General features: G+C 68.7%; 24 protein-coding genes and 2 pseudogenes. 15 read left to right on the forward strand and 11 right to left on the reverse strand.

The window, feature by feature from the left end:
• Positions 1-586: 586 nt before the first annotated feature.
• Both AB0L53_RS11815 and AB0L53_RS11820 read right to left on the reverse strand, forming a co-directional pair.
• On the reverse strand, positions 587-787 hold the full coding sequence (locus tag AB0L53_RS11815; RefSeq protein ID WP_363992897.1) for a ferredoxin: 201 nt from the start codon (positions 785-787) through the stop codon (positions 587-589).
• Complete coding sequence (locus AB0L53_RS11820; RefSeq protein ID WP_363992898.1) at positions 784-2,007, reverse strand: cytochrome P450; 1,224 nt, start codon at positions 2,005-2,007, stop codon at positions 784-786. Before AB0L53_RS11820 ends, AB0L53_RS11815 begins: the two co-directional genes overlap by 4 nt.
• Positions 2,008-2,142: 135 nt before the next feature.
• Here AB0L53_RS11820 and AB0L53_RS11825 point away from each other — a divergent pair, with 135 nt between their 5' ends.
• The 3 genes from AB0L53_RS11825 (at position 2,143) to AB0L53_RS11835 (ending at position 4,167) form a co-directional block, all read left to right on the forward strand.
• Complete coding sequence (locus tag AB0L53_RS11825; protein ID WP_363992899.1) at positions 2,143-2,280, forward strand: hypothetical protein; 138 nt, start codon at positions 2,143-2,145, stop codon at positions 2,278-2,280.
• Between the two features lie 220 nt (positions 2,281-2,500).
• A complete protein-coding gene (locus tag AB0L53_RS11830; protein ID WP_363992900.1) occupies positions 2,501-3,331 on the forward strand; it encodes a GNAT family N-acetyltransferase in 831 nt (276 codons plus the stop codon).
• Positions 3,332-3,342: 11 nt separating this feature from the next.
• The gene (locus AB0L53_RS11835) at positions 3,343-4,167 is read left to right on the forward strand and encodes an LLM class flavin-dependent oxidoreductase (RefSeq protein WP_363992901.1); all 825 of its coding nucleotides are present in this window, start codon (positions 3,343-3,345) and stop codon (positions 4,165-4,167) included.
• A gap of 41 nt (positions 4,168-4,208) precedes the next feature.
• On the opposite strand, the gene AB0L53_RS11840 is transcribed toward AB0L53_RS11835, so the two are convergent.
• A complete protein-coding gene (locus tag AB0L53_RS11840; RefSeq protein ID WP_363992902.1) occupies positions 4,209-5,081 on the reverse strand; it encodes a hypothetical protein in 873 nt (290 codons plus the stop codon).
• A gap of 114 nt (positions 5,082-5,195) precedes the next feature.
• On the opposite strand from AB0L53_RS11840, the gene AB0L53_RS11845 reads away from it, so the two are divergent.
• Positions 5,196-5,954, forward strand: a complete 759-nt coding sequence (locus tag AB0L53_RS11845) for a hypothetical protein (RefSeq protein WP_363992903.1) — start codon at positions 5,196-5,198, stop codon at positions 5,952-5,954.
• 21 nt (positions 5,955-5,975) lie between these two features.
• On the opposite strand, the gene AB0L53_RS11850 is transcribed toward AB0L53_RS11845, so the two are convergent.
• The gene (locus AB0L53_RS11850; protein WP_363992904.1) at positions 5,976-7,550 is read right to left on the reverse strand and encodes an ATP-binding protein; all 1,575 of its coding nucleotides are present in this window, start codon (positions 7,548-7,550) and stop codon (positions 5,976-5,978) included.
• Positions 7,551-7,586: 36 nt separating this feature from the next.
• On the opposite strand from AB0L53_RS11850, the gene AB0L53_RS11855 reads away from it, so the two are divergent.
• The 4 genes from AB0L53_RS11855 (at position 7,587) to AB0L53_RS11870 (ending at position 11,402) form a co-directional block, all read left to right on the forward strand.
• A complete protein-coding gene (locus AB0L53_RS11855; RefSeq protein ID WP_363992905.1) occupies positions 7,587-8,291 on the forward strand; it encodes a TetR/AcrR family transcriptional regulator in 705 nt (234 codons plus the stop codon).
• A 9-nt stretch (positions 8,292-8,300) separates the two neighbouring features.
• Positions 8,301-9,449, forward strand: coding sequence for an NAD(P)/FAD-dependent oxidoreductase (locus AB0L53_RS11860; RefSeq protein ID WP_363992906.1), 1,149 nt, complete (start codon positions 8,301-8,303; stop codon positions 9,447-9,449).
• A gap of 214 nt (positions 9,450-9,663) precedes the next feature.
• The gene (locus AB0L53_RS11865) at positions 9,664-10,104 is read left to right on the forward strand and encodes a hypothetical protein (RefSeq protein WP_363992907.1); all 441 of its coding nucleotides are present in this window, start codon (positions 9,664-9,666) and stop codon (positions 10,102-10,104) included.
• A gap of 134 nt (positions 10,105-10,238) precedes the next feature.
• Positions 10,239-11,402: a serpin family protein gene (locus AB0L53_RS11870; RefSeq protein WP_363992908.1), complete on the forward strand. Its 1,164-nt coding sequence runs from the start codon at positions 10,239-10,241 to the stop codon at positions 11,400-11,402.
• A 36-nt stretch (positions 11,403-11,438) separates the two neighbouring features.
• Here the strand turns inward: AB0L53_RS11870 and AB0L53_RS11875 are convergent, their stop codons facing one another.
• Positions 11,439-11,624 carry a hypothetical protein gene (locus AB0L53_RS11875; protein WP_363992909.1) on the reverse strand — a complete coding sequence of 62 codons (186 nt, stop codon included), beginning with the start codon at positions 11,622-11,624 and terminating at the stop codon, positions 11,439-11,441.
• A 20-nt stretch (positions 11,625-11,644) separates the two neighbouring features.
• Positions 11,645-11,716: pseudogene (locus AB0L53_RS11880) on the reverse strand (hypothetical protein); the annotation flags it as partial.
• 107 nt (positions 11,717-11,823) lie between these two features.
• On the opposite strand from AB0L53_RS11880, the gene AB0L53_RS11885 reads away from it, so the two are divergent.
• The 4 genes from AB0L53_RS11885 (at position 11,824) to AB0L53_RS11900 (ending at position 14,767) form a co-directional block, all read left to right on the forward strand.
• A complete protein-coding gene (locus AB0L53_RS11885; protein ID WP_363992910.1) occupies positions 11,824-12,372 on the forward strand; it encodes an RNA polymerase sigma factor in 549 nt (182 codons plus the stop codon).
• Positions 12,369-13,328 carry a hypothetical protein gene (locus AB0L53_RS11890; RefSeq protein ID WP_363992911.1) on the forward strand — a complete coding sequence of 320 codons (960 nt, stop codon included), beginning with the start codon at positions 12,369-12,371 and terminating at the stop codon, positions 13,326-13,328. Before AB0L53_RS11885 ends, AB0L53_RS11890 begins: the two co-directional genes overlap by 4 nt.
• 81 nt (positions 13,329-13,409) lie before the next feature.
• Positions 13,410-13,751, forward strand: coding sequence for a metalloregulator ArsR/SmtB family transcription factor (locus AB0L53_RS11895; RefSeq protein ID WP_363992912.1), 342 nt, complete (start codon positions 13,410-13,412; stop codon positions 13,749-13,751).
• 122 nt (positions 13,752-13,873) lie between these two features.
• Entirely contained in the window at positions 13,874-14,767 is an 894-nt protein-coding gene (locus AB0L53_RS11900) for a TIGR03620 family F420-dependent LLM class oxidoreductase (protein ID WP_363992913.1), read from the forward strand.
• Here the strand turns inward: AB0L53_RS11900 and AB0L53_RS11905 are convergent.
• Genes AB0L53_RS11905 through AB0L53_RS11915 form a run of 3 tightly spaced genes read right to left on the reverse strand, consistent with a single transcriptional unit; the run spans position 14,764 to position 20,901 of the window.
• Positions 14,764-15,300 (reverse strand): hypothetical protein, encoded by a 537-nt coding sequence (locus tag AB0L53_RS11905; protein ID WP_363992914.1) that lies wholly within the window; start codon positions 15,298-15,300, stop codon positions 14,764-14,766. The two genes, AB0L53_RS11900 and AB0L53_RS11905, sit on opposite strands and share 4 nt — an antisense overlap.
• Positions 15,297-20,513 carry an amidoligase family protein gene (locus tag AB0L53_RS11910; RefSeq protein WP_363992915.1) on the reverse strand — a complete coding sequence of 1,739 codons (5,217 nt, stop codon included), beginning with the start codon at positions 20,511-20,513 and terminating at the stop codon, positions 15,297-15,299. The genes AB0L53_RS11905 and AB0L53_RS11910 overlap by 4 nt, the downstream gene beginning before the upstream one ends.
• Before the next feature lie 19 nt (positions 20,514-20,532).
• A complete protein-coding gene (locus AB0L53_RS11915) occupies positions 20,533-20,901 on the reverse strand; it encodes a YbaB/EbfC family nucleoid-associated protein (RefSeq protein ID WP_363992916.1) in 369 nt (122 codons plus the stop codon).
• 97 nt (positions 20,902-20,998) lie between these two features.
• Here AB0L53_RS11915 and AB0L53_RS11920 point away from each other — a divergent pair, with 97 nt between their 5' ends.
• Together AB0L53_RS11920 and AB0L53_RS11925 are read left to right on the forward strand one after the other, a co-directional pair.
• The gene (locus AB0L53_RS11920) at positions 20,999-21,295 is read left to right on the forward strand and encodes a hypothetical protein (RefSeq protein WP_363992917.1); all 297 of its coding nucleotides are present in this window, start codon (positions 20,999-21,001) and stop codon (positions 21,293-21,295) included.
• 36 nt (positions 21,296-21,331) lie between these two features.
• Positions 21,332-21,442, forward strand: a pseudogene (locus tag AB0L53_RS11925) (IS982 family transposase); the annotation flags it as partial.
• Positions 21,443-21,470: 28 nt separating this feature from the next.
• On the opposite strand, the gene AB0L53_RS11930 reads toward AB0L53_RS11925, so the two are convergent.
• Entirely contained in the window at positions 21,471-22,364 is an 894-nt protein-coding gene (locus AB0L53_RS11930) for an MBL fold metallo-hydrolase (protein ID WP_363992918.1), read from the reverse strand.
• Positions 22,365-22,475: 111 nt separating this feature from the next.
• Here AB0L53_RS11930 and AB0L53_RS11935 point away from each other — a divergent pair, with 111 nt between their 5' ends.
• A complete protein-coding gene (locus AB0L53_RS11935; protein ID WP_363992919.1) occupies positions 22,476-23,348 on the forward strand; it encodes a LysR substrate-binding domain-containing protein in 873 nt (290 codons plus the stop codon).
• Here the strand turns inward: AB0L53_RS11935 and AB0L53_RS11940 are convergent.
• Positions 23,321-24,166, reverse strand: a complete 846-nt coding sequence (locus AB0L53_RS11940; RefSeq protein WP_363992920.1) for a permease-like cell division protein FtsX — start codon at positions 24,164-24,166, stop codon at positions 23,321-23,323. The two genes, AB0L53_RS11935 and AB0L53_RS11940, sit on opposite strands and share 28 nt — an antisense overlap.
• Positions 24,167-24,225: the final 59 nt, after the last annotated feature.

Consider the following 24,225-nt stretch of genomic DNA (forward strand, 5'->3'; position numbering starts at 1 on the left):
AGCGCGGCGACCACCACGGCCGCCACGATGAACTGGGGCAGGCCGGCGAGCAGTCCTCCCTCGTTGACGGCGTTGCCGACGGCGGCGAACACCGAGTAGACCGCGAAGATCACACCCACAGCCACGAACCCACGCTTCTTCAGCCACGGCGTGGTACGTCGCGGACCGGCCAGCGTCTCCATGATCGCGATCGGGACGCTGATGCTCCAGATGGTGTGCACGCCTACCATGAACAAGATCCACGGCAACGCCGTCCCCAGCGCGGGCAGGTAACCGTAATCGAGAATGCGGACGTCGACCCAGTTCTCGTTCCAGAGCGTCTGGGTGATGAACGCCTCCTCGAACATCCCGTACGCCAGCGCGAACGCCAGCACGGCCGGCCAGCCGCGCCCGGTCCGCCGGACCACCTCGCGAATGAACAGGGCGCCGGCCCCGTACAGGGGGAGTACGGCGAGGAACCCCACGACACCGATCGGGCTGGCGAGCGGAAAGTTCCCCATCAGGGCCTCCGCGTCCAGCGGCGCCAGGAGGAACAGCCCGATCGCGGGCGCCACGCGAGCACGTAAGGGCATGCCCGGGTCGGCGGTCATGGCTTCCCCCCGTCGCTGATGACCCCTGCCGGGCACAACAGCATGGCATCGTGCACCGCGTCCCGTAGTCCGGGGCCGGGCGTCGGATCGAGCAGGACGACGATGCCGTCGTCCTCTCGCTGGTCGAACACCTTGGGCGCGGCGATCGCGCACTGCCCGGCGCCGATGCACCTGGCCTGGTCGATAACCACTTTCATCGCGGATCTCCTCCTTGCCCGTCCCAGGCGACGGGGAGGCTGTGCACGCCGTAGATGATCATGTCGTCGCGCATGAGAATCTCCTCGGGCGGGACGGCCAGGCGCAGTGTCGGGAAACGGTCGAACAACGCGGGGATGGCAACCTGCATCTCGATCCGGGCGAGCTGCTGGCCCAGGCACTGGTGGATGCCGTGGCCGAAGGCGACGTGTCCCGCAGTCGGCCTGCGCAGGTCGAGCGTGTCCGGATCGGGGAAACGTTTCGGGTCGCGGTTGGCCGCCGGGACCGAGACGGTCACAGACTGACCTGCCTTGATGAGCCGGCCGCCGATCTCGACGTCCTCGAGCGCGGCGCGTACCGTGCCGGGGACGACGCTCAGATAACGGAGTAACTCCTCGACGGCGTTGGTGATGAGGTCAGGTTCGGCCCGCAGGGCGGCGAGCTGGTCGGGGTGGCTCAGCAGTGCGTACGCGCCGGTGGCGATCATGTTCGCGGTGGTGTCGAACCCCGCGCCCGTCAGGAGGCTGCCGATGATGGCCAGTTCGTCGTCGCTCAGGTCGCTGTCGGAGGCCAGACCGCCGAGCACGTCGTCGGCGGGCGCGGCCCGCTTAATCCGCACCAGATCGCGCATGTAGTCCTGCATCTCGGCCATGGCAGCCGCTCGCCCATCCGGAGTGGTGTCCAGGCGCATCACGACGGACATGGTCCGCGTGAAGTCAGCTCGATCGCCCGTCGGCACGCCAAGCAGCTCGCAGATCACCAGGCCGGGGATGGGCCCCGAGTACGCCTCCACCAGGTCCACCGGCGGGCCAAGCCGCTCCATCGCATCCAGGTGCTCGGCGGCGATCTCCTTGACCCGGCCGGCCCACTGGCGCATCCGGCGGACGGTGAACTGGCCGGTGAGCAGGCCACGGTAGCGGGTGTGCTCGGGCGGGTCCATCGCGGTGAAGCCGCCAGGCCGTGCCGGCTGGGGCTTCCCGCCGGCCGCCGTCCCGGGCATCGGGTAGTGCAGGAGCTCGTGCCGGTGGCTGAAACGGTTGTCGGCCAGCACTTCGCGGACCAGGGCGTGGCTGGTCACCAGCCAGCCGTCGTGGCCGTCGGGATAGGTCATCCGGCTCAGTGGACGCTCCTCGCGGAGCTGTGCCAGTCCGGAAGGAGGATCGAAGGGGCGCTCCGTGGTGCGCTCTACAGGCAGCGTGGGCGCGGGCTGTGGCTGGGTCATGTCGGAATCCCTCCGCGGGAACGGCGATCGTTCACGCATCAGGAAAGTTACGGACGCATTTACCGATTCGGCAAGTTGAAAACATCCTTGTCGCAGGTCATGGGGGAATTATTGGCGCAGCCACAGTGAGCGCGAATGCAACAATCTCAGCAGCCCGAGGGCGAACGGTGGGCGACCGACCAGCGACCGGCCGACGCCGCCGCCAGGCATACGGTGACCATCGACCTGGACGATGAGCGGACGCGGTCGTCGACCGACTCGCTCGCCAGATAGATCTCCGTCGCCAGCAAGGTCGCGAGCCGGCGGGAGGGCCCATGCTGTCTCGACGGATGGAAGATGATCTTGACTGGCTCGGAACACGCTCGATTTCGAGTGCACCTCGCCCGAGGTCAAACGTGTTTCGTCGGTGCCCCGCAATCGGCGAAGTTGTGCTAGACGATGTTCATGACATTCGGCGCGCATCTTCCAGCGGTCTCATAGGGAGCCATTCACGTTGTTCGATCAGTTCCCCGAGCCTGCCCGCAGTCAACTGGCCACGGCCTTCGACGAAGGCAAGGCGCGGCCGGAATGGTGTTTCACGGATGGCCCGGCGCGGCTGGCGTTCTGGGCGCCCTACCGCGGCGCGGACCCGATGATCACCTGGCAGTTCGAGCCCGGCCCCGACCCCGACCGCGCCGCCGGCCTGCTGCGCCGCGGCCTGTCGGAGATGGGCCTGGACAAGATCATCCACGACATATCCCTCAAGCCCGGCCTCACCCCGCTCGTCGACCGGGCCGTCGAACACCAGGCGCTGCTCGGCGCCGGGTTCGCGATGGAGGTCGAGCGGCTCATGCTCGAATGGGCGGCCGGGAGTGACGTACCGGTCGATCCGGGTCGGCTGACCTACCGCCCCGCCCGCGGCCTCGACGCCGCCTCCGTACTCGACCTGCTGGTACGCATCTCGGAAGGGTCGCTCGACTACGACACGCAGGTGGAGCTGGCCACGGCCGGCGCCGAGCACGAGGCCCGGTGGATGTACGACGACCTGGTCAACCGCAAGGGCAAGCCCGACTGGTTCGTCGTCGGCTACCTGGGCGATGACCCGGTGGGTCTGGTGGCGCCGGACGATCATTCCATCGCCTACATCGGCGTGGTGCCCGAGCATCGGGGCCACGGCTACGTCAACGACCTGCTGGCCAAGGGCACCGCGACACTGGCCGAGACGGGTGTCGAACGCATCGTGGCGGCCACGGACGTGGGCAACACCCCCACGGCCAACGCGTTCCTGCGCGCGGGCTATTCAGAGGTTGGCCGGCTTTTCCGCTATTACTGGAGGAGACCTTGAAACTTGGTGTCATGTTCGACCGCGCCCTGCCGCCGGAGCAGCTGATCCCCTTCGCCAAGGAGCTGGACGGCACGACGGTCGACGGCCTGTGGGTGGTGGAGGACCTGGGCTGGACCGGCGCCATCTCCTCGGCCGCCACCGCCCTGGCGGCCACTTCCCGCCTGCGCGTGGGCATCGGCATCACCCCCGCTCCCCTGCGCAACCCGATGCTCTTGGCCATGGAGCTGGCCAACCTGGCCCGCCTCCACCCTGGCCGCCTCGCCGCCGGGATCGGCCACGGCGGCCGCGACTGGATGCGCCAGGTGGGCGCCGCGCCCCCGTCACCTCTGGCGCTGCTGGAGGAGACGATCACCTCGGTCCGCAGCCTCCTCCGGGGCGAGACGGTGACCCTGCACGGCCGCTCCGTCCACCTGGACGGCGTCTCCCTGGTCCACCCGCCCGCCGTACCGCCTCCGGTCCTGGCCGGCGTCCTCGGCCCCCGCTCCCTCGCCCTGTCGGGCCGGGTGGCGCAGGGCACGATCCTCCCGGAGGGTTTCGGCCCCGAACAGCTCCCCACCCTCCTGGGCCACATCGACGCTCCGGCCGACCACGAGGTGGTGACCTTCATCCACCTGTACATCGGCCCCGACGCGCGCGAGGCGACCTGGGACGTCGCAGTGGAACAGGCCGGGTTCCTCAAGGTGCGGCCAGAGGAGGTCGTCATGGCCAGGGGCTCCGCTTCGGAGGCCGCCGACATGGTGCGGCAAATGTGGGCGGCGGGCGCTCAGACGGTGGCGGTACGACCGTTCGGCGCGGATCCGCTGTCACATGTGACGAAACTCTTGGCGGCCTTGTAGCGCCATTGCTGTAAGGATCTTGGGCCCGGGGGGATTCACTGTCAGCTGTTGTCGCCGCCGCTGCCGAACTCCCCCTCCACCCGCCGCACGATCTCCATACTCCTGGGCAGGTAGGCGGCGTAGAAGTCCTTGCCGCACTCCAGGTCGTCGAGTGCGGCCTTGATCTCCCTGCTCAGGTATTGCCGGGCGGTGTCCACCGGGATACGCGGCTCGTAGTACTGCCCGGCGGGCAGCCCCTTATCGGGAATGTCATCGTTCAGGGCGATCCGCTGCTTCTGGGCCTCGAACTCCTGGCCACCCCGTCGGCTCATGTCCACCGGCTTGAGAGAGACCACCTGGTGTCCCTTGCCCTTGAGGCAGTCGCCCATGGCCGAGGCCAGCCCGACGAGCTTCGGGTCCGCGTTGAGGTCGCGGTCCAGCCGCTGGGCGATCAGCTCGTTCTCCTGCTTGGCCCGATCCTCGTCAGAAGTGACGACCTTGCCGGTGACCCGCTGGAGCCCCTGCGATCTGCACGCGGTCAGCGCCTTGCCGTAGGCGACCCGCTGGGCGGGCGACAGCTGGTTCTTGATGGTGAAGTTGGGGCTGTCCGACTCGCGCCAGAGGACACGCTTCTCCCGCTGCTCGGGGTGGACGAAGCCGACGAAGACCCCGAAGCCCTGCTCCGTACGCTCCTTCTTCATCGCCTCGCAGTCGCCCAGATAGGCATTGTCGGCATCCTCGGAGATCTTCACCTCCGGGACCCAGGCGACGTACTTGAAGCCGCGCTGCTTCATGCAGTCCGCCACGACTGTCTGGATCTGCCGGGGCTGGTCCGTCTTACCGCCCCCCACGACGACCGGGGCCACCGGCGGGGCGACTGCGCAGCCTGCGGCGAGGCCGAGCCCCACGAGAGCCAGAGTGGATCTTTTGATCATGACATAGAAGAATACACCGTTCAACGAAGCATGCGCAGAAGGCGGCCGAACGGCGGATGCCCAATCAGTCGAATGGCCGATGGCGACGCCCGGCCGCAAAGCCACGATCGCTACATGAGGCGAACCACGGCAACACCCAAGGTCCCCCTGACCGCCTTAGCGCTGGCGGGGCTGACCGGACTCATCGCACTGACCGGATGCTCAATAGAACTGGACGCGAAAGAGGTACACACCGCCCAGTCCTTCCCCTACAGCGGCCCCCAGCTCACCATCAAGTCCTCACTCGGCGGCCTCCGCATCATGCCCGGCACCGGCGCGACCGTGCAGGTGGAACGCTGGCTCCGCGGCAAGGCGACCAACGAGGGCAACGCGTCGTGGTCCCTGAGGGACGGCACCCTCCGCCTGAGCGCCAACTGCACGGTGGTCTTCGGCGACTGCGGCGCCCGCTACCACGTCAAGGTGCCACCGGGGACGCGCCTCGTCGTCGAGGGGGACGACGACGGCATCATCCTCCAGAACCTCACCCAGGACGTGGACGTCTCGAACGGCGGCTCGATCAAGGCGTACGACACCTCCGGCAAGCTCCGTCTCCTGAGCGACGACGCCACCATCACCGGCGAACGCCTCAAATCCCCCAACGTCCGCGTCCGCTCGAACACCGGCGCCATAGACCTGTCCTTCGCCACACCCCCCTCCAACCTGGACCTGCTGTCCAAGGACGGCCGGGTGACGGCGACCGTACCCAACGGGGCCTACCGGGTCACGACGAAGAGCCAGGACGGACGCGAGCGATCGGAGATCAAGAGCACGGAGAGCGACCGGACCATCATCGCGAAGAGCGGCACGGGAGACGTACGGATCATCGCTAAGTAAATCTTGAACAGCGCGCAAGCGTCAGACCTGGTAAATGCGCTCAAGCCCGACGAGCATGATCCGGGAGTCGGCATCGGCGGCCGCCATCAACTCGTCCGTGAAACCACACCCCCCATAACAAGCCAGGACCGTGTCGCGCGTGTCATAACCCTTCTGATCGAGCAGCGTACGAGCCCTGGCCAGGCGTTCAAGGTGATGGTGGCTTATCACCTCACCCCATTTGACCTCACCAAGCGACAGGACTTTCCGCGGCAACGCCGGCTCTTGCCCGGCGAGAACCGCGACATCGATCTCGATCTGGGTCCGTTTCGCGGGATCGCCCACCACGCCTGACCCCACCTCAGCCGGAAAGCCGCCATACAGCGTTTCCCCCGCGTCCAGCGCGAAGTCCCGGCACAGGGATTCGAAGTGCGGACCCACGACCTGGGCGAGGAAGGTCTGCCGCACGGACCCCCACACCTTCTCCGCCCGGTGGATCTCCAGTTCCGGCCAGCGCCGCCGCATGATGGCCTCGTAGAACGTGATCAGCGGCTCCACGATGCGATAACGGAACCGCCCGGACCTGAACAGGTCGGGCTCGCGCGCGACCAACGCGCAATCCTCCAGGACGTTCAGAGGGTGAGTGATCTGATCGGACCTGCGTCCGACGTAATTGGCGATCCCACCGTTAGTGGTGTTGCCGCTGGCGATGGCGGCCAGCACCGAGTGGTACAGAGCGGGATCCCGGATATCCGATTCCTCCGCCAGCAGGTAGCGCGCCTCGCGGAAGAGCGGAGTCTGCGGATTCAGAACCGTCCTGATGACCCAATCATCGAAATCCGCCGGCCCTGCCGGTACATCTCCCTGCGTGAACTCATACCGGTAAGCCGGCGTCCCCCCGAGAATCGTGTGCACGAGTACGGCCAGCCGCGGGTCCGTGATTCCCCAGAACTCCGCGGCGTCCCTATAGCGAAAGGGGTGAATGACGAGTTCGAGGCCCGCTCTTCCACGCAACGGCGCCTGGCCCGCCAGCAGGCCGCCCATCACGGACATCGCCGACCCGCAGAGCACCAATCGCGCCGTACTGTCCTGCCCGCTGCCTCCAGGGCCGAGTTCCCGCTGAATGATCGACGGCAGCGCCGGTGAGGTCCGGGACAGGAACGGGAACTCATCGAGGATCACCGGCACCGACCGGCCACGGAAGCTCCGGAGCAGGTGAGCGATCGCGTCGTTCCAATCCCTGAAAGGAACATCCGGAACCTCGCGAGTGTGGCGCGTCAACGCCTCGGCGAACAGCCGGAGGGACTCGGCTTCGGTCGCCTCGGTGGCGGCGAAGTACATCCCTCCCGTCGCCTCCGCCAGGGCTTGCAGCAGGAAACTCTTGCCCTGCCGCCGACGCCCGCTGACCACGCCGAGGGCGGCCCCACCCGACGGTGTCGCCCGATCTCCGCCGGACACGAACCGGACGAGCCCTTGCCACTCCCTCGCCCGGCCGAAGACCCGCTCTGGCTTTATGATCATCAGTTCCTTCAATCTTACAGAAGTACGTTTCCCAGAAGTGTACTTCTGTGAGTTGGCCACACCGCGCCGATGACACGCCAACGCCGTTACGAACATGTTCGTAACGAAAGCGTTCGTGCTACCGTGCTCTCCATGAGCACGAACGACAGCGCCCAGCGGCAGCCTCCCCGCAGCCGACGGGAACGCCCGGCCAAACCCGCGTTGACCAGGCAGGGGATCATCGACGCCGCGCTGACGATCATGCGTGACGAGGGCCTGCACAAGGTGACGATGCGCCGTATCGCCATCGCCCTCGACACCGGGCCCGCCTCGCTCTACGTCTACGTACGCAACACCGAGGACCTGCACGCCCAGATCCTCGACGCCCTGCTCGGCTCGATCACGGTGCCCACCCCCGATGCCGGGACCTGGCGCGACCGCCTCAAGGCCCTGCTGAACAGCTACCGCGACGTGCTGTTCCAATATCCGGATATCGCCAGGATGGCGCTCTCCACCCAGCCCAGCGGCCCCAACTACATGGCACTGGTCGAGGCGGTCCTCTCCGTGCTCGGCGAAGGCGGCGTGACCGGCCGGGCGGCGGCGTGGGGCCTCGACCTCTTGCTGCTGTATCCGACCGCGGCCGCCGTCGAGCACAGCCCGAGATCGGCGGCCCAGGAGGCCGCCAACCTCTCCGCACTGGGCGCGCAGATCGCCGCCGCGGATCCAGCTCGTTACCCGAACATCGCCGGACTCGGCGACGAGCTCATCTCGGGCGACGGGGCCAGCCGCTCCGACTGGGCGTTCCACGTCCTGGTCGACGGCATCCTCGCCGCCATCCCCCGTACTCCTCACGCATAGGAGCCCAGCATGTCCGCACGTTCCATCGCGATCGTCGGCGCCGGCCTCAGTGGTCTGGTCCTGGCACGCGTCCTGCAGATGCACGGCATCGAGTCCACCGTGTACGAGGGCGAGTCCGCCGCCGATGCCCGCAGCCAGGGCGGCTTCCTCGACATGCACGAGGAGTCCGGCCAGTACGCGCTGCGCGAAGCCGGCCTCTACGAGCAGTTCCGCCAGCTTACCCAACCACAGGGCGAGACCCTGCGCATCCTCGACAAAGCGGGCACGGTCTTCATCCACCACGAGCCCGACGGCGGCTATGGCGGGCGCCCCGAAATCGACCGGGCCGCACTGCGCAACCTGCTCATCGAGTCCCTCGACCCCGGCCGTATCGCCTGGGACCACAGGGTCACCACGGCCCGACGGCTCGCCGACGGCCGACCCGAGCTGACCTTCGCCAACGGCAGCTGCACCATCGTCGACCTGCTGATCGGCGCGGACGGCACCTGGTCCAAGGTGCGCCCCCTGGTCTCGCCGGCCACCCCTCGATACTGCGGAATCTCCTATCTGGAGCTGCAAATCACCGATGTCGCGACACGCCACCCCGAATCGGCCACCGTCGTCGGCCCCGGCAGCATGTTCGCCCTGTCCGACGACAAGGCCCTGATGGGCCACGGCGGCACCGACATCCACCTGGGGGCCTCGCTACGGGTGCCGCAGGACTGGACAGCCACCTCCGGCGTCGACTGGTCCGACGCGCTCGCGGCCCGCGAAGCCCTGCTCAAGGAGTTCGCCGGCTGGAGCACCGAACTGACCGACCTCATCCGCAATTGTGACGACACGATCGTCCCGCGACTGATCTACGCCCTGCCGACCGGCCACTCTTGGACCCGAACCCCCGGCGTGACGCTGGTGGGCGACGCCGCGCATGTGATGTCGCCGTACGCCGGCGAGGGCGCCAACCTCGCCCTGCTCGACGGCGCCGAGCTGGCGCTGGCCATCGTCGCCCATGGGGACGACGTGGAGGCCGCGCTGACCCAGTACGAGACGGCCATGTTCCCCCGCGCGACCACCTCGGCTGAAGGGTCCGCCCAAGGTCTGGACATGTGCTTCGCCCCGGACTCGCCGCGCGCCATGGTCGACTTCTTCGGCGGCGTCGGCGTACCTGTGAAGCACTGAGCCGCAACTCCGGACTGCCCGCCCGCAGGCACCGACCCACGGCATCGGGACCCCCAGCGGTCGTCGCCCCGACAAACTGCTCGATCTGGTCGATGAGCGGCGGCTATGCTGCCCGACGTCTCGCATCACTTCTTGTGCGCGGGCATCAAGCCGCTTCCGGCACTCCCATGGAGCGGCGACGGACCAGGTACGGAGCTTGGAGGCCGCAGTGGCGATGCCCAAGAAGAGATCACGGCTCATCACCATCGGCGACACCGCCTTCCGCTGGCGGGTCCGCCACAAGCCCGCCTACGACAGCTCGCCTCCACTCACCTTCACCGTTGAGCGAGCCGAGCAGCCGGGGAACGTGCTTGTGGTGTCCCTCCCCTGCGCCCGGCCGGACAACTGGCAAGGAGGGCGAACAATCGCCGTCCGCCCCGTCCTCGTCGCCGGATGCGTCCAGCGAGCCCTCGAACAGGGCTGGAACTCCGGCCAACAGGGCAAGCCATTCACCCTCACCGTTACCGAGGACGAACTGCCCGACCTCCTGGGCGAATCACCTCAATACCTGATCCCCTTCCTCTGGGGCATGATCCCGGAAGGCGGCGGTATCGAAGACCTCCCCCGATGCACTCAGATCTGGAGCCGAACCGACCAGCTGCCTTCTGATCAGTAGCGGCAGTGTGCTGGCGCTGTATTGGCGTTGCCTCGTCGTCGCGCTGGTGGGACGATCACGTGTCTTGATCATCATTTCACCGTGGGATGGCAATGTCGCTCAACGGTAGATCGCAAAAGGATCTGGCGGCCGCGGTGAACGCGCTGACCGCCCGCTGGGCGTCGACCTGCTCCGGCGAGTCTGCCGTCATGTCCGGAGTGGGCGCCTGGCCGCTGCTGGCATATCTCGCGACCGCGGCCGACGGTCCGGGACGGGTCGAACTGCAAGAGGCCATCGGAATGGACGCCACCGCAGCCGCCCCAGCAGCGCGAGCCGTTCTGACGGCTCTGAACGCCTCGCCAGCGATCAAGGCGGCATTGGGATTGTGGACCAGGCACGACCTGCCGCTACGGCCAGCCTGGTCCGCGGCGCTGCCCGCGGGCATGCGCGGCGAGCTGACAGGAGACACGTCCGCGGATCAGCTCCAGCTCGACGCGTGGGCGGCTCGCCAGACCGATGGAGCAATCCCCACCATGCCCGTCTCCGTGACCGACGAGACGCTACTCGTCCTGGCCAGCGCACTCACCGTCCGTACCACCTGGCTCCGCCCATTCACCGAAGGTGCCACGCTCGTCGAGGCGGGCCCGTGGGTCGACCGGGAGATCGTCGTGTTGCGGCGCAGCACGCGAGTCCTCAACCGTGTCCAGGTGGCCGATACACCGGCCGGTCCGCTGACCATGTTCCGCGTCATGGGCACCGGCGGGATCGACGTGCACCTCCTGCTCGGTCACGATTTCCGGAAGGCCGCCGACGTGCTCACCGCAGGCATCGACACGTTGGCCAAGCGCTACCCCAGCGTCAATGTCGATGTCCTTCCCACAGGAAGCCCCGGTCCCGGAATCAGCATCAGCACCGTCCCGGCATACCAGCCTGACGACCTCCTGACGGTCACCGTGCCCCAGTTCACCGCAACCGCCTCACTGGACCTGCTCGCTCTGCCGGACGTGTTCGGCCTGGCCACAGTGACCAACCCCGCCCGGGGGCACTTCCCCGGGATCAGTACTGAACCACTTGCCATCGCCCAAGCCCGCCAGAACGCCACCGCCACGTTCCAAGCGCACGGCTTCGAAGCCGCCGCAGTGACCGGGATGGGTGCCATCGCAGTTGGCATAGCACCACGGCCTCCTTACCGAGCCAGAAGAGTTGACGTCGACTTCACGCGTCCCTTCGGTTTCCTCACCGTCGACCGTCGAAGCCGGCTCATCCTGACCGCCGGCTGGGTCGCGGAACCCGAGACCGAGCACCTAGAAGGGAGCTAAGAACGCTGAAACGACCCTCGAAACGTCGCGTAACCGTCAACGCCCGGTCGCCTGGGACTGACATGTCTTGGCCGTACGCAACCGATCGAAGGCCGAGACCACCGGAGGGTCCGCCAGCGCGGTGACGATCAGCTCGGCCACTTCCGTCGGCCTCTGGACGGAGGTATCCACCTCCACGTCATAGCAGCCGTGCGCATGGACCGGCTCATCAAGTGGCGGCACCGAGTTCCTGTCGGTTCGTCCTCGCCACGCCGTTCCACCTCCTCCAGGGGACATCGGATCCCCACGAACATGGCCCTGACAGGCGCAAGTCCTCGCCGCCACCTTTTTCCTTATGTCTAGAAATGATGGGCCGATCTCGTACATAGGCATGGTTGTCCGTCAAGTGAGTTGATAAGGAGACTTGCGATGGGAACCGCCCGTGGATGACGAGCGGCCGGCCAGGTTCGAGGCCGTCTATAACCGCACCTATGGCCAGATCACGGCATACGCCGTTCGCCGCTGTGAGTCGCCGCAGGACGCGGCCGACGTGGTGGCGGAGACCTTCACGGTCGCCTGGCGCAGGGTGGAGGAGTTGCCGGAGGGGGAGGAAGCCACGCTCTGGCTGTACGGGGTGGCGCGCAAGGTGCTGGCCAACCACTACCGAGGTGACAACCGCCGGCGGGCGCACAGCGTCGAGCTCGATGCCGAGATGGCCGATCTCTATGGAGAGTCCCCGGACAGCGGGGTCGAGCTCGCGGCGATCGGTCAGGTCCTCCAGAGCATGTCCGACGATGACCGGGAGATGCTGTCGCTGGTCGCCTGGGAGGGCCTGGATCGCGAGGAGATCGCGACGGCGCTCGGGTTGTCGCGCAATGCCGTACGCATCAGGCTCCATCGCGCCCGCAAGCGCTTTTCGCGGGCGCTCGCCAAGGCGGATGTCCACTTCACGTCAGAGAGCCGGTTCGTTCCGGCGGAGAGGCCACTGTGAAGAACATCGACGAGATCGACGCGATGAAGCCGCTCGCCAGGATCGAGCCAGGTGGACAAGGGGGCAGTCCGTCCGCCGCGGGGGCGCGGGCGCTGCTGGCCGCCATCACGTCGGAAGAGCCCGGCCCGCTGCCGGGCAAGGTGAGAAAGCCCCGCAAGCTGGCCCTGGGGCTGGTGGCCGTGGTCGCGCTCGCCGCAGGTGTGGTGGTGGGCCCGGTCATGCTGGCGGACGGTTCCGGCGTGCCGACGTCCTACGCCGTTACCAAGACCGCCGACGGGATGGTGACCATCCAGATCCGTGACTTCCATGATGCCGTGGGCCTGCGAAAGCGGCTGCAGGCTCTCGGGGTTCCCGCCATCGTCGACCAGGTTCCGTACGGGCAGATGTGCCGCGAACCACGCGGCAAGGACGTCCGCGACATTCCCCAAGGTCTGTACAGCCTCCCGGAGAACATCCCCGGCGAAGCGAAAGGCTGGCAGATGCGGATCGACACCAAGCTGTTCAGGCCTGGCCAGACTTTCGTCTGGACAATCAGCGCCAAAGCGAACGGGGAAGGCAGCAGCACCTCCACCTACCTCATGGAGGGCCAGGTGGCGCCCTGCGAACCCGTGCCCGCCCCCATGCCGAAAAGGCAGGAGCGGAAATTCGTTCCTGCGACTGACAAGGGGCGCTCGCTCGAGGGATTCCGCGTGGATGAGAAGACCGTCGGCGAGGTCCTGCCGGAGCTGAAGCGGCGCGGCAAGCAGGTCATCTTCTTGATCATGTCCATCCCGCCGGGGAACCCCGGGGGCTACGGCGAGGAGCGTACGCAGACCGAGCCCGTCGGCGACGACTGGATCGTCTGGGAGGCGGAGGAGAACGCCAAGGGCGTGATTCGCCTGCTCGTCACGGACAAACGCTATGACAAGAACCCCGTGTACGGAGGCCCCCGAGACGCCGTCATCCCGACCGATTGACGCTGTGGCCGGGCGAGGTCTGAGGGAGGACCGCGCCCGGCACTTCCTCGTGGTTTGACCCTATAATCGGCTCGACGACCTATGACGACACACGCCGAACTCTCACAAGACGCCTCCGCGCAGCTGGTTGACGTGTTCAAGGCGCTCGCCAATCCCGTACGGCTCCAGGTGCTCCAGTGGTTGCGCGACCCCGAGCACCATTTCCCGATGGAGCAGGCGATCGCGGACCCGCACGAGGTCGGCGTGTGCGTGAGCCACATCCAGGCCAAGGCCGGGCTAGCGCAGTCGACCGTCTCCGCCTACATGGCATCGTTGCAGCGTGCCGGGCTGGTCCGCGCCACCCGCGTCGGGAAGTGGACGCACTACCGGCGCGACGAGGAGCGCATCGCCCAGCTCGTCGACGTGCTCGGACGCTCGCTCTGACGACCTCAGCAAACACTCCCCGCGCAGCGACGTTTTGCCTCATATCGACAATATGCGATACTTCGCTGCGTTCCTGGTCATGGATGAGGCGGTTACGTACCGTCGGATAGGCAGGAGGAGACATGGGCGCGATCGATGGCATGGATCTGGGGCGCTTCGGGGTCTGGACGTTCGACTTCGAAGACCAGCCCGCGAGCTTGATGCGAGAGTCCATCCAGGAGCTCGAAGAGCTCGGCTGGCCGGCGTTCTGGATCCCGGAGCGGGACGGACGTGAAGCGATGACGCATGCCGGATTCCTGCTGTCGTGCACCGAACGCATCAGCGTCATCAACGGCATCGCCCGGATCTGGTCCCGCGAGCCGCGGTGGACCCAGGGCGCGGCGTTGCTCCTGGCCGATGCCTACCCGGACCGCCACCTGCTCGGCCTCGGTTTCGGGGGCGAGCGGCCCGGGACCAAGCCGCTGCAGGCGATGAGCGACTATCTGGACGAAATGGACGCGACGACGAGCGCCAATCCCGCGCCGCGGGCGCCGATTCGACGCCTGTTGGCGGCGTACGGCCCGAAGATGCTGGAAATGGCCCGCGATCGGTCCGAAGGCGCTCATACCTACCACGTGACGGTGCGGCACACGGCGCAGGCGCGGGAGGTGCTGGGCGACGGCCCGTTCCTCGGCGTCGAGCAGGCGGTGCTCCTGGAAAGCGACCCCGACAAGGCGCGGGCGATCGCGCGCGAGCATCTGCACGTGTACTTCACGACGAAGTACAACATCGCCAAGTTCCTCCGCCTGGGCTACACCGAAGCCGACATCGACGGCGGCCGGGGCAGCGACCGGCTCGTCGACGACCTCGTGTACTGGGGCGACCTCGACACGATCGTCGGCAAGCTGCACGACCACCTGAACGCCGGGGCCGACCACATCGGCATCCAGGTTCTCGGCATCGAACCCGGCCAATCGGCGATGCCGCAATGGCGGCGACTGGCCGAGGCGCTGCTGCCCGAGCGCGCCGCCTACTAGGGGGAGTCCTGGAGGATCGCGACCTTGATCGTCCCGGCGGCGTGCAGGCTGGTCAGAAGCGTCCAGTCGTCCGCCGGGTCCAGCCATACCTGAAGCTCCTCGGGGCCGCGCGGCCGGGGCAATGACCCGGCCGGCTCGTAGAACGACGTGACCAGCACCAGCGGCACGGGCGCGGCCCACTCCTCCGGAGCCGGCGGCATGTGCCTGCCGCCGAGCAGCACGGCCCGCTCCTCGGGCGTGCACTCCTCCAGCGGCCCGGCCGCGGCCAGCTCCGCCTGCGCCCTGACCTGGGCGTCCAGCGCGATCCGCTCGCGCGCCTCGCGTCGCTCCTCCGGAGTGCCGAGCGCGTCGTAGCCGGGCCTGAGCGCGCCGACCAGCTCGTCCGGCTTGTCCGCGTACGCCCGCGAGCCGCCGCCAGAGAAGATCATCTCGTACCGGTACAACGAGCCGTCGACCTTGACAGGCATGGCGGGCGGCCGGTCCGCCGCCGAGGTATTGCGGATGACGACCGCCGCGCGGTTCGCTTCACTCATCGCCACCAGGGCTCTTCCGTCTTCTCGTTCCATCGGGTGATCGCGAACAGGGCCGTGAGCTGCGCCTTGTCGGCCGCCCGGTGGTAAAGGTGGTCGGCCAGCTCCAGATAGGACGAGTAGTCCAGGCGCCTGCGGTGCTCAGTATGGTTGCCGGCGACGTCCTTGTCGTCGTGGTTGAGCGGGAACTGGTCGTCGCCGAGCCGCAGCGCCAGCCCCACCGTTCCCAGCGCCAGTTTGATCTGCGTCTGGATGACGCCGGGGTCCAACGAGCCGTCGGGGAGGCGGATCTCCGTGTGGTCCGTCCGGCCGCCCTCGACCGATTCCACGTTGACCGCGGAGCCGCGCTCGAGTTGCGAGCTCACCAGCTCGTCCAGTGTGACGTACCCGGCGGAGTCCAACACGTTGGGCATACAGTAGAGGAGCCCCCGGTGGCGGTCCTGCTCCGGGTTCGTCATCAGCCGCAGGAACGTGTCGAAGTAGTTTCTGTTCACCAGCCTCAGCAGCCGCTGGTAGAAGGCGGGGATGTGGTCGAACGCGGAAGTGTCCACGTGGACGTGGCCCCCCGTGCTCCGCGTTGCCACGCCGCCGTGCGACTTGATGATCTCGCACACGAGCTGGATGCTTTCCCACGTGCGCGGCGTGTCGTACAGCGGTGGTGAGACGAGCTCTCCGGCGACCGATCCGTCCTGTTCCAGCCGCCAGCCGTTGTCGCCCTCGTAGTAGCCGCCGTCGTGGCCGGTGTGGTACGGGTGTGTCCACGGATCCCGGGTCAGCCCCGCGTCGTACAGGTCGCGGGCGATGGCCTGGTTGATCGCGTCCTGGTGCGGCCTGAGCGACTTGGGCAGGTCGTACTCTATCTCCCGGCCGAACTTGAACCCGCTCCCAGGCGCGGCCAGTCCGCCGGTGGCATCCTCGGTCAGGTAGGGCACGACCGGCTCGCCGCGCTCCGCCCGCGCGAACGCCTCCGCGAGGTCGCGTTCGAACACCTCGGGGTTCCACCGATAGGAGACCTCCGGCTCGCGGGGCCGGCTGTCCCAGGCACGGGCGCGGGCCTCCAGCGCACGAGCGTGCTCCGCCTCCAGGTCGGAGACGAGGTCGCGGGCCCTCACCGTCGACGCGCCGGCGGCGGCAGCGTCACGGGCGGCCGCCTGGCGGAGCTGGTCTGTGAGCACCTCCTCGGCCTGGCGCATCAAGGTCGGCGTGAAGCGGTACGGCTCCTCCGCCGGCCCCCGGTAATAGGAGTTCAGCCGGTGGACGAGGTCGGCCCGGTCGGCGGCGCCGGCCGGGTCCAGCCCGCGCTCCTCGGCCCCCCTGAACACGTGGGCCAGCCGCTTGACCGAGTGCTCCAGGCCGAGGTCGCCCGCCAGCTTCCGCAGAGGATCGAGGACCCACGCCGGGGCGTCGCCCTGCGAGCCCACGATCCGGTCCATGCGCGCCAGTGCGCTCGTTGCGGGCTCGCCGAGACTGATCCCGTACCGGTCGGACACCCGCAGCCTTGCCCAGGTGTCCGGGGTGGTGTCCATGTATCCCCGCAGCGCCTCCACCAGCGCCGCCCGGTCAGGAGCGCCTACCGGGTCGAAGCCGAGCCGCTGCGCGCGCTCGGCCACGTGGGCGAGGCGGCCGATCCGGTCGCCGAGGCCCAGCTCGCGCGACAGTCCGAGCAGAGGGTCCAGCGGGGGACGCGGCGCGCCGTCGCCGACGATGACGCGGTCCATCCGGCCCAGGAGCGCAGCCTTCGCCGGGTCCAGGCCCGCGGCGGGGAATCGCTCGTCCATGACACGCACGTCCCAGCCGTCCATGTCGTGTTCGCGGTACCGCGTGAGGCTCTCCACGAGCTCCCCGTGGGTCGCCGGCCGTTCCGGGAGGGCACCGTGCGTGTCCACCTCCACGAGCATCTCGGAGAAGGTCCGGAGCGCGTGCGCGAATCCCACCTCGGCCGCCAGGGTACGCAGCCGACCATCGGGCGCGACCGAGCGGAGCGCCCGGTCGGTACGGCTCATCGCTCGCGCGGCCGGGTCGCCGAGCCCGGAGATGGCGTGCTCGTCCGCGATCCGCAGCCCGTCCCACAGCTCGGAGTCGTTCTCCCGGGCCCGCTTCAGCTCGCGCACCAGGTCGTGCCGCCCTGCCACGCTGTGGACGTCCACGCTCCTCGCCTCGGCGTCCAGGAACAGGCGCCCTAAGTGATCAAGCGAGTAGAGCCCGAGACCCAGGTCGAACGTGAGGCTGCGAAGCTGGTTGACCCGGATCTCGCGCGTGGTGCCGTTGGCGGAGCCGATCGCCAGGTCTATCCGGCCGAGCGCCCGCGCGAGCCGGAAGGAGGGGCGCGCGAGCTCCTCGCCGGCGAGCCACAGGCCGGGAAAAAGCAGTGGGTCCGTCTGCCGGTACCGCTCCAGCCGATCGATCAGGTCCAACCTGTCTGTCGCCCCGGCGGGATCGAATCCCAGCCGCTGCGCCTCGTCGAAGACGCGTACCAGCCCGTCGAAGGCGGCAGGCATGCCCACGGCACGCGACAGCTTGTGGACGTGGGTGACCATGTCTCCCGTGGTGGGGTTGTGCATGGTGGAGGTCACGGTGCGGACCATCGTCCCGAAGGTATGCGCGAACGCCTCGTCCGGCACCACGATCCGCAGCCTGCCCGCGACGCGGCGGCCCAAGGAGATCACGTCGGGATCCAGGGGCGGCGGGAGAATGCCGTCCCGGTTGATGAGCTGGTCGATGCGGCCCCTGCCGTCGCCGTCCGCGTGGTGGGCTCCGGCGGGCGCGCCCTCGCGCGGTGCGGGGGCCCCGTCATGGGCGTTGGAGGCGCGGGCCGGGGGCGTGGTGCGCTGGCCGTCCGCAGCGGAGTGGGGCTCGGTGTGCCGGTCACCGGCTGGCGGCGTGGTGCGCTGGTCGCCGGTGCGGGCGGGCGGGGTGTCGCGGGCGCCGTCTCCTGGAGCGGTCTCCCCGCGGGGAGCGGGCGGTTCGTGTGCCGTGCCGATGGGGACGACAGGCCCGTCCTGGGCCTGGCCGGTCCGGGGGCCGCCCGCGCCGTGCCTGTCACCGGTGCGTCCGGGAGCGCCCTCCTGCCCGTCACCCACGCGTCCGGCGGCGAAGCCCGGCCCGTCGTCGGTCCCGTGCGCGGGGACGCCGCCGTGCCCGTCCGCCGTCCGCCCGGAGGCGACGTCCTGGGCGTGCGTCGCCGGCTCCGGAGCCGTGTTCACCGGATCCCGAGCCTGGTCGAGGGCGGCCGGGCGGTCCGAGCCCCGCACGACGACCCCCCCGTCTCCCTGCTGCGAGCCGGCGGCCCGGTCGGCGTCCTGGGGCTGCGTCCTGTGGTGGGCGTCCGGGGATTGCGCCCTGTGGTCGGCGTCCTGCTGTGAGTCCGCCTGGTCGGGGAGACCGTCCTGCGCGTCCGGGCCAGGCGGTGGCGCGGTGGGCGGCACGTACGGCGTGCGGAGCGGGAGGTCGTAGAGGGGCTGCGGGTGCCCTGGCGTGGCGTTCGACGCGCCGGCCACCTGGTGGGCCGTCTGGCCAGGCGCCTTGTGGGCCATCTGGCCTGTTGCCGGACCGGGCACCTGGTGGGCCGCCTGTCCGTCTGCTGGACCGAGCGCCGGGCGAGCGACCTGGCCGGTCGGCTGGGTGTTTCCGGCCTGGCCGGGTGAGCCGTCGCCCGCCTTCGGGGCGCCGCCAGGGGGCTCGTGGGCGGGGCCGGGCAAGGCCCGCGTGCCCGGGGACGGATTGCCCCTGCCCTCCGGCGGCGCGTCAGGCGCGCGGACGGCCTCGCCCGTGATCATCCGCGGCTCGTGCGGGCGAGCCTGCACAGAGCCGTCGTCCCCGGCCGGACGCGCGTCCCTCGGGCCGATCCGCTGCTCCGGCCCGGCCGGAGTCTGGGGCCTCTCACCGCTCAGCACCACCTGGGTCGGCTCGACGACCCGCCGCGGCTCGGAGCCGTCCGCGGTTCTGACCCCTGCGGCCTCTCCGCCCGGGCCGCGCCCCTGACCGTGCGTCAGATCGTGCTCCGGACCGGCGGGGTGCCCGCCGGAGAGCGGGTCCGGACCGGTGGGGTGCCGGGCGGCGGACAGGTCCGTACCGGTGGACCGCCCGCCCGCGACCGGCTCGGCGCCGTGCACCAGGTCCGGCGTGTCGCCGGCCCCCAGTAACGCGATGTGGCCCGACGGAGGAGGGGCGGGCGGGGGAGGGACGGACAGGGAAGGAGCGGACGCGGAATGTCCCGACGGGGAATGGCCCGACGGGACCGGCCCGGCTGTGAGCTCGCCGGCCGGCATGGGCATGTAGTGGGTCCGGGCGCTCTGTGGGATGCCGATGCCTCCGGCCGTACCCGCCACGAAGGAGTAGAACAGGTGCGCCGGGTCGAGCTGGTCGCTGAGGGCCAGCCCGGGTATCGACCCCACGGTGCCCGACACGCCGCCGACCAGCGCCCGCCCGTAGACGCTCTGCCCCATGGCCGCGATCTGGTCGCGCACCCCCAGCTCGGCCCGCGACACGATGAACACCAGCTCCCGGGTGGCCAGGCGCGACAGCCCGAAGTCGACCCCGGTGAACACCAGGCCGGTCAGCGCCCCGTTGCCCAGGGACAGCAGCAACGAGTCAAGGTCGAGCTTGTCCCGGTTGCCGAAGAGGATCTGTGCCGCCTGCACGGCCAGGTCCAGGCCGCCCATCACGGCGGCGAAGCCCAGCATGTTCATCAGCAGCCGCCACTTGAGCGCCTGGATCGACATGCGGGTCATCAGCGTGCGCACCTGGATCAGCTTCAGCACCGACGGCCCGTACAGGTACACCCACACCAGCAGCCGGGCGATGGCCAGCGCGAGCAGCGTCAGCGCCGCGTACTGCATCCACTGGGTGTGCTCCATGTCCTCCGCGTGGCCGCGCAGCCGCCGGGCCTCCTGGCGGATGGCCTTCTCCACCCGCTTCAGCAGCGCGTCACCCTCCAGGTCCGCCAGCTGAGGCGCCATCCGCCCGTCACCGGCGAGCAGGTTCAGGACCCGCTGGAACGCGTCCTTGGCGGCGCCGTCCCACTCCGAGCCCTTCAGGTAGCGCAGCACCGGCTCGGCGTCCTCGACGCGGATGGCGGCCAGTTCGTCGGCCAGCGCCTCCAGCGCCTCGGCCTCCCGCACCAGCGCGTCCGGAACGGCCTCCGGGAACGCGCCGGCCGTCAGCGGCAACGCCAGATGCCTGACCAGCTCGGGGACCAACCCCAGATCCAGCCCCATCAGCCGGCTTTCCGGACCGTCACGCGCCCGGCCCGCGCCGGTCGGCGCCCGGCAGGAAGGACTCGAAGCTCGTGCCCTCGCCGAACAGATCCTCGAACGGGACGTCCTCGGCGACCATCGGCCCGGCCAGGGTCCTGAGCTCCGCGGAGACCTTCTGAGTGGCGATGGCGGCCTGCTCGACGACGCACGCTGCCAGCTCGGTGGGCGTCAGCTTGCGGTACACGCGGGGATCGAAGTCGACGGCCCGCAGCTCACCCTTGGGCCCGACGGTGACGGTGACCATCCCGTCGTCGGACTGCGCGGAGCCCGTCAGGTCGCGCACCTTGCGGTGCATCTCCTTGACCTGTTCGGTCTGCCGATCGACGTCCTGGACGAGTTGTCGGAGCAAATCCCATGAATCGCCCATCGTCTCATCAACCCCACGAAGCCATCAGGATGCTCGCATATTATCGATCAAGTCGGTGAGTCAGGGAAGGTGCGGCCGGATGGAACTCGACGGCGTCAGCTACAGCGCCAGCCGGATCAAAGGGTTGGCGGGGGCGATGGGCGATCTCGCGGACAGGCTGCAGGGCGTGGAAGACCGGTACGAGACGCACAAGGAGGCGGCCCGCAAGGCGCTCGGCGACGACGACTACGCGCGCGCGTACTGGCAGGCGAACGGGCAGCGGCTGGAAGCGATCGGCACCGCCCTCAAGCTCCTCACCCAGGCCGCCCAGCGTGAGGAGGGGCGCCTCGGCAGCGCCTCCGCCACCTACCGCTCCACCGATGACACCAACGGCTGAGCGTTCCCGGAGTCGAGGCGTTCCCGGGCTGATGCCGGCGTCATCATCCGCGTGCCGGCACGCATCCTCGCGCTGACCGCTGTGATCTGGCCCAACGACAAGCCCGGCCAGCCGATCAAGCGATCCCTGATCGCATACGACCACTAACCGTAGCCAGCCCCTTGGCATCAATCATCTAGGCGATGTGCTCCGAGCACAGACAGCCGACCCCCTTCTCGATCCACTCCTGGCCGTCCCACTCCGGATGCCGCGCGATCATCAGGGCCGCCACCTCTTCGGCGATCGTCTCCTCGCTCATGGCCGAGTCGCGGCGTACCCAGGTCTCGTCACGCAGCAACTGCAAATAGTCCCGTACGTCGGCCAGGAGCTGAGGGCCGCCCACGTCGCCATGGCCGGGCACCACCACCCGCGGGCTTTCGGCGGCCAGCCGATCCATCACCGCCAGCCAGCGGGTGCCCGACACATCGGTGTCATGCGGCGGGAACCAGGGGAAAATGGCGAACTGCCCGGCCTCCACCAGATCGCCGGTGAACATCACCCCCGCGTCCGGGACCGTGATCACCTGATCACCTTTGCTGTGAGCCCGGCCGGTGGCCCGCAACTCGACCACCCGACCGCCCAGGTCCAGGTCATGCTCATGGTCGTAGACGACATCGGGAGTCGCCAATCGGACCCCCTCAAGCCGACGCGCGACCGACTCCCCAAGCCCCTTGAACATCTCGATATAGCCAGGCCCCTTCACCTTCAGGTCCTCCGCCTGCGCCCGGTTGATCAGGAACGTCGCCTCCCCGGCGAACACCTGAGCGCCGAACGCGTGCTCGGGATGAAAATGCGTCGTGGTCAGGTACAGCCTGCGCCCGTCGGCGAAGTCGGCCGCGAACTTCAGCACGGTTTCGGCGTTCGCCGTACCCATACCGGTATCGACGACAAGGACCGAATGCGTACCGCCGATGAGACCGATGTTCGGCACCAGCGGCACCCGCCGGTTCGGAATCACCACCAGATCGGGGGCGAGCTCCTGTACGTCCGTGACCTGTACAACGGGGTCGGGCAACACAAATTCGGCCATACGGACTCCTCAGAAGCGGCAGATTCGGTCTCACCACTCCACCGCGAGACGCTCGGAGGCGTCCAACACCGATTCCGCACGCCCGATGCCGTACGGGTATCGTCGCCGCTGATGGACCTACGCACGCTGCGCTACTTCGTGGCCGTCGCCGAAGAACTCCACTTCGGCCGCGCCGCCGTACGCCTGCACATGACACAGCCGCCACTGAGCCGGGCCATCAAGCAACTGGAGACCGACCTCGGCGCCGTCCTGCTGCACCGATCACCCACCGGAGTCTCGCTCACGCCGGCCGGAGCAGCACTCTACGACGAGGCGCGCACCCTGCTGGAGCAGGCCGACCAGGCCCGCACCAGGGTCGCCGCCGCAGCCGGCCCGGCCACGATAACGATCGGCACCCTCGCCGACAGCGCCGAACAGGCCGGAACCCAACTCGCCGCCGCCTTTCGGCAGCGCCATCCAGGCTTGAACGTCCGCATCCGCGAAGCCGACTTCACCGATCCGACCACCGGACTGCGTTCCGGCCTCGTCGATGTCGCCCTGACCCGGGCACCGTTCGACGAAACCGGCATCAGCACCCATGTCCTGCGCTCCGACCCGGTCGGAGTGGTCCTACGCGCCGACGACCCACTGGCCGGCCGTGACCGCCTGCGCCTGAACGATCTCGCCGACCGCCGCTGGTTCCAGCTACCGGAAGGTATCGACCCTGTCTGGCGAGCGTTCTGGAGCCACCCCATGGGCCTGGGCCAGGACGGTCCAGTGGTGCGAACCGTCCACGAGTGTCTTCAGGCGGTTCTGTGGAACGGAACAGTCGGGCTGACCACGCTCGCCCATGCCCTTCCCGAGGGTCTCGTCGCGGTTCCGCTGCTCGACATGCCGCCCAGCCGTCTGGTGGTCGCTTGGAACAGCACTGACTCAAGCCCGCTCATCCGCTCATTCCGGCAGATCGCCGCCGTTGTCTACCGCCCAGCTAGCTGGAGTTCTTGACGGGAGCTCTTCCCGCATTCCTGAGACCCGAGTTTCTGGAGCCCATATTCCGACCACAGTCGCGCCTTCTGGAACAGGCACCTCACGTCGTACGCCTCGCTCACCCCCGGCATCCGCGCCAGCCGACGGCTCGGTGAATCCGTGTCGGCCTTGGGCCGCATCGACACCCGGTACGACTCGGGCATGTCCGACACCCTGGTGACCGCGATGAGCGCTTCGTTGTCCGCGAACGTCTTGACGAAGTTCCGGTATGCCGTCCTCTGGTCTTCGTAGACGTACGATTCGAGCCCGGGGATCCGCTTGATGACGGCGACGATCGCCTTCTTCTCCTTGACCGTGGCGGCCAACCTGTTCGCCTCGCCCCGTCCATGCAGACAGGCAGGCACCGACGAGCCCTTCATACATAGAAACACGGATATTTCCGGCCTCAATGGAGCCTCTACGCCATTCTTCGCCTGGTCGACGGCGAGCCCCACCCCAGGCCTCCGGTTCGCCAGGATCGTGATCCGGGTTCGGTCGGCCGCCTCCGGCACCCGCACGCGGAACGACTCCGGCAGGTCTTTGGCACGCGCACCCGCCAGCACCTTCTTCTGACCGGCGAACTCCTGGCGGAAGCTCGCGTACGCCGCGGCCCGGCTCACGAAGCGCACCTCGGTCACCTCAGGCGTGGCCTTCAGGAACGTCTCAACGTCCCGCCTCTGCTTCGCCGTGGCATACCGCTTGTGACACCCGTCCGCGGACGGCGTACACAGGAAGACAGCGATCTCCCAGTCGTCGCTGACGTTGATCTCCGAGGTCGGCACCGCCTCGGCGGCCATGACCGGCCCGATCGTTCCTGAGAGCGCCACGACGGCCGAGACCGTCAGGCGCCATAACC

The sequence above is a fragment of the Nonomuraea sp. NPDC052129 genome (assembly GCF_040680095.1).
Lineage (GTDB): Bacteria > Actinomycetota > Actinomycetes > Streptosporangiales > Streptosporangiaceae > Nonomuraea.

Bases quoted from the DNA above. Each gene is read 5' to 3' on its own strand.
- AB0L53_RS11835 (WP_363992901.1), top strand. From the start codon at position 3,343: ATGTTCGACCGCGCCCTGCCGCCGGAGCAGCTGATCCCCTTCGCCAAG.
- AB0L53_RS11895 (WP_363992912.1), top strand. From the start codon at position 13,410: ATGACGACACACGCCGAACTCTCACAAGACGCCTCCGCGCAGCTGGTT.
- AB0L53_RS11840 (WP_363992902.1), bottom strand. From the start codon at position 5,081: ATGATCAAAAGATCCACTCTGGCTCTCGTGGGGCTCGGCCTCGCCGCA.
- AB0L53_RS11860 (WP_363992906.1), top strand. From the start codon at position 8,301: ATGTCCGCACGTTCCATCGCGATCGTCGGCGCCGGCCTCAGTGGTCTG.
- AB0L53_RS11820 (WP_363992898.1), bottom strand. From the start codon at position 2,007: ATGACCCAGCCACAGCCCGCGCCCACGCTGCCTGTAGAGCGCACCACG.
- AB0L53_RS11855 (WP_363992905.1), top strand. From the start codon at position 7,587: ATGAGCACGAACGACAGCGCCCAGCGGCAGCCTCCCCGCAGCCGACGG.
- AB0L53_RS11930 (WP_363992918.1), bottom strand. From the start codon at position 22,364: ATGGCCGAATTTGTGTTGCCCGACCCCGTTGTACAGGTCACGGACGTA.
- AB0L53_RS11845 (WP_363992903.1), top strand. From the start codon at position 5,196: ATGAGGCGAACCACGGCAACACCCAAGGTCCCCCTGACCGCCTTAGCG.
- AB0L53_RS11910 (WP_363992915.1), bottom strand. From the start codon at position 20,513: ATGGGGCTGGATCTGGGGTTGGTCCCCGAGCTGGTCAGGCATCTGGCG.
- AB0L53_RS11905 (WP_363992914.1), bottom strand. From the start codon at position 15,300: ATGAGTGAAGCGAACCGCGCGGCGGTCGTCATCCGCAATACCTCGGCG.
- AB0L53_RS11825 (WP_363992899.1), top strand. From the start codon at position 2,143: ATGCAACAATCTCAGCAGCCCGAGGGCGAACGGTGGGCGACCGACCAG.
- AB0L53_RS11815 (WP_363992897.1), bottom strand. From the start codon at position 787: ATGAAAGTGGTTATCGACCAGGCCAGGTGCATCGGCGCCGGGCAGTGC.
- AB0L53_RS11850 (WP_363992904.1), bottom strand. From the start codon at position 7,550: ATGTTCGTAACGGCGTTGGCGTGTCATCGGCGCGGTGTGGCCAACTCA.
- AB0L53_RS11920 (WP_363992917.1), top strand. From the start codon at position 20,999: ATGGAACTCGACGGCGTCAGCTACAGCGCCAGCCGGATCAAAGGGTTG.
- AB0L53_RS11900 (WP_363992913.1), top strand. From the start codon at position 13,874: ATGGGCGCGATCGATGGCATGGATCTGGGGCGCTTCGGGGTCTGGACG.
- AB0L53_RS11940 (WP_363992920.1), bottom strand. From the start codon at position 24,166: ATGGCCGCCGAGGCGGTGCCGACCTCGGAGATCAACGTCAGCGACGAC.
- AB0L53_RS11935 (WP_363992919.1), top strand. From the start codon at position 22,476: ATGGACCTACGCACGCTGCGCTACTTCGTGGCCGTCGCCGAAGAACTC.
- AB0L53_RS11865 (WP_363992907.1), top strand. From the start codon at position 9,664: ATGCCCAAGAAGAGATCACGGCTCATCACCATCGGCGACACCGCCTTC.